Genomic DNA, 3,228 nt, shown 5'->3' with positions numbered 1-3,228 from the left:
ATAGGTATAGCGCTCTTCTCCCTGAACGAGCTCTTTCCCCTCGTACTTGACAACTTCCCCTCGAAGGGCGCGGGCGACATACTCTTGCCAGTCCCCGTGTTCTTGAGCCACTGCCTCCAAAGAAGTGCCCAGCAGATCGCCAAACCAGGCGCGGTCGGTGGCATTTTGTAAAATCAGCACTCCTTGAGGATCCCTGGCCCACACCGATAACGGCAGGGCATCTAGCACAGCGCGCAGTTGGGCTTCCCGCAGCCGCAGGTTTTCTTCCCATTGCTTCTTCTCGGTAATGTCTCGGCCTAGCCCACGAATAAACTGCAACTGGCCCCGCCAGTCAAAGATGCCCTGGTTGACCCACTCAAACCAGCGCACCTCTCCCCGCCCATCTATTAACCTACTGACTTGGCTAAAGAAGGGGTGCTGAGGAGTGAGCTGGGCTATTTTCTGCCGCACCTCCTCTTGCTCCTCTACTGGCAGGGCCTCAAGCCAGCGCCTGCCCCGCCAATCGCCTAAAACCTTCCGACAAGTTTCGTTGCACTCCACAACCGTTGTATCCGCCCGCGCCAGCATGACGATGTCTGCAAAGCCCAGCTGAGCTTGCTGCAGCCGCCGCCTTTGCCAGTAGATCAGCACTGCTAGAGAAGATCCCCAAAGGACTAGCCAAAGCCAAGTGGGCAAGGTGTTCTGGCTGAGTAAGGTAATCAGGTTAACCAAATCCCTAGGGACGCTCATAGAAGTTAGGCTGGCCGATTAATCGGTAGCATTTCTAACCTAGACTCAGGCATTGTGCCAGCATTTCCGCTATCTCCCTGGGGAGGACAGTATCCCCTGACAAGGGAGCTTTAGGACAAGGGGTTCTTTTTTGGATTTCCTAGATATGCCTGAATCCAGCCCACCAGCCGCTGAGAGAGCACGAAAGCCTCTGGCTCGCTCCCTTTGACGCCTACTTGGCTATTGAAGCAAGCGATGACCTCCTCTTTTGGATCAGGTTGGGAAGGGTCTTCGCGAAACTGGAGCCGCACCTGACTTTGGACTTGGAAACTCTCTTGGGCTTGGTTGTCTAAGACCTCCCAGCCTACCCGATGTATCCGCACCCCTTGCAATTGAGCCAAGGGATAGGAGAACGCCTGCTGCCGCCAAATTCCCCAAGGGCCACGCAGACGGGTTAAGGTGACCCGTTGGTTTTCGCGATCCAAGCTCAAGATTTGCCCCAACCCCCAAGGGATCCCAGTCCATAGGCCCACCCCCACAAGCACCAACCCCAAGAGCAGCGAACGAGCCCACAGCTGGGATCCCAGCGCCAACAGCCCTAGGCCCACAACCACCCGCCAGGCTAGTTGCTCAGGGGTAAACCTTTGCAGGGCAATCCGCAGCCGTCTGGGGTTGCGCTCCAGGACTTGCAGGTGAAGTGGTGCCATGAAAGCGGATCCCGTTTTTGGGGCCAGTTTACCAGGTGCCTTAGAACCCTAGAACTCAGGCTCGGCAAAAAACTCTGACAAATCCAAGGCAAAACCAGGGATCACCTCTTCGCCTTCCAGAATGTCCCCTGGCCGCTTCAATGCTGCGGGCTCAGGCTGGCGGTAGACTAAAACATACTTTTCTTCGGGATGAATGACCCAAACAAGCCGGGATCCGTTCTCAAAGTACTCGACAATTTTGTCGTGGATCTCTCCTACAGTATTGGCCTCAGAGAGAACCTCTATAGCTAGGTCCGGAGCTCCCTCGATGTAGCCCTTGGGGATCCCGCCAAGGGATCGCAATCGCTCTTTGGAGAAAAAAGAACAATCTGGGGAGCGGCGGTTGCCAGATTTCATTTTAAACGAGGTATCAGCGTCGAAAGTAAAGCCGAGCTTCTGGCTGCGGACGTAGGCGCCTAGGATGATGTGAATCAAACTTACATAGTATCCATGCTTTGCACCTGCTGAGCCCACGGTAACTAGTTCCCCGTTCACAACTTCATAGCGATTGCTATCATCGGGCAGGGCCATAAACTCTTCATCCGTCCAAATCTTCCGAGGAACTGCTGCAGAGTTTTCAGCAAGCTCTTGCGCTAGCCCTTCTAGAGCTTCAATCATGGTAACCCTCTCAAATAGCTAAAACAACTAAGGGATCCTCGCTTGGGCAAACACATCCTGCGGGACAACCGCTAGACCTGGGAGGAACTCATCCTGAATCACTTGGGATCCAGTAAATGTCCGCGGTGGGGCATCGGGATAAAAGACTGTGATGCTCTTAGCTTGGGGATCCACCACCCAAACTCGGGGGACGCCCGCATCCAAGTAATCGGCTACTTTCTGAAGCATCGCCCCAAAGCTTTGGCCAGGAGAAAGGATCTCAATCACCCACTCAGGAGCTACCGGACAAGGTCCATCTTGGGTATGCTGGGCTGGCCAGCGCTCAAAGGAAACATAGAGTAGGTCGGGAACCGGAAACCATTCTTTCCCTTGCCGCTGCAAAACAATCGCCAACTCTGTGTACACATCCCCCTTACCCTGACACCATGCATCCAGGATCCAAAGCAGTCGTTTCTGCAGGGAGGCATGAAACCTTTGGGGCGACATGGGCGCATCCTTGGGGACGGCTTGTCCATCGACCAGCTCATAGGTAACATCTCCCTCTGGCAAGGCTAGAAACTGCTCGGGAGTCAGTTTTTGACCTGAAACCAGCGGCTCTGTAGTTGATAGCATCGGGAGATCCTCCTTATCTTTTGCTGTTTGAGGTTGCTGCTCGCTAAGGGATCCGCGCTTGGGCAAATACATCCTGAGGAACAACCTTCAAGCCCGGCAAGAAATCCTCTTGAATAGCTTGGGATCCCGTAAAGGTCTTTGGCGGGGCATCGGGGTAGAAGACTGTGATGCTCTTGGCCTGCGGATCCACAATCCAAACGCGGGGGATCCCGGCCTCCAGATAATCTGCTGCTTTTTGAAGTACAGCCCCAAAACTCTGCTCTGGAGAAAGGATCTCAACCACCAGTTCAGGAATGGCAGAACAGGGCTCATCGGCCATGGCTTCAATTGGCAATCGCTCATTGGAGATGTAGGTGATATCCGGAACCGGGATCCAGGGCTCCCCTTGTCGACTTAGGACAATCGCCCATTCAGTGTGAGCGGATCTCGGCTTGGGACACTCAGCAGCGGAACACCAGTCCTCAAGGATTCGCCACAAGATAGGCTGAAGACGAGCGTGGAAGCGCCTTGGCGACATGGGTTCATGTTTGGGAACAGCTTGCCC

Annotated in this window: 5 protein-coding genes; all 5 read right to left on the bottom strand. The window is 54.6% G+C overall.

The genetic code is table 11. The features are described 5' to 3' along the window. Window positions 1-729 (bottom strand): PAS domain-containing protein (locus tag NW860_RS01710; RefSeq protein ID WP_414512024.1); only part of this gene is annotated, 729 nt, incomplete at its 3' end. Window positions 730-839: 110 nt separating this feature from the next. Further along, a complete protein-coding gene (locus tag NW860_RS01705; RefSeq protein ID WP_414512022.1) occupies window positions 840-1,415 on the bottom strand; it encodes a hypothetical protein in 576 nt (191 codons plus the stop codon). Between the two features lie 48 nt (window positions 1,416-1,463). After that, complete coding sequence (locus tag NW860_RS01700) at window positions 1,464-2,072, bottom strand: Uma2 family endonuclease (protein WP_414512021.1); 609 nt, start codon at window positions 2,070-2,072, stop codon at window positions 1,464-1,466. Window positions 2,073-2,099: 27 nt separating this feature from the next. Further along, on the bottom strand, window positions 2,100-2,684 hold the full coding sequence (locus tag NW860_RS01695) for a Uma2 family endonuclease (RefSeq protein WP_414395677.1): 585 nt from the start codon (window positions 2,682-2,684) through the stop codon (window positions 2,100-2,102). 43 nt (window positions 2,685-2,727) lie between these two features. Then, a partial coding sequence (locus NW860_RS01690; protein ID WP_414512019.1) for a Uma2 family endonuclease occupies window positions 2,728-3,228 on the bottom strand: 501 nt, incomplete at its 5' end.

The sequence above is a fragment of the Synechococcus sp. F70.1 genome (genome assembly GCF_047502745.1).
GTDB lineage: Bacteria > Cyanobacteriota > Cyanobacteriia > Thermostichales > Thermostichaceae > Thermostichus.
This window is presented reverse-complemented; position numbering and strand designations above follow the sequence as displayed.

Bases quoted from the DNA above. Each gene is read 5' to 3' on its own strand.
- NW860_RS01705 (WP_414512022.1), bottom strand. From the start codon at position 1,415: ATGGCACCACTTCACCTGCAAGTCCTGGAGCGCAACCCCAGACGGCTG.
- NW860_RS01695 (WP_414395677.1), bottom strand. From the start codon at position 2,684: ATGCTATCAACTACAGAGCCGCTGGTTTCAGGTCAAAAACTGACTCCC.
- NW860_RS01700 (WP_414512021.1), bottom strand. From the start codon at position 2,072: ATGATTGAAGCTCTAGAAGGGCTAGCGCAAGAGCTTGCTGAAAACTCT.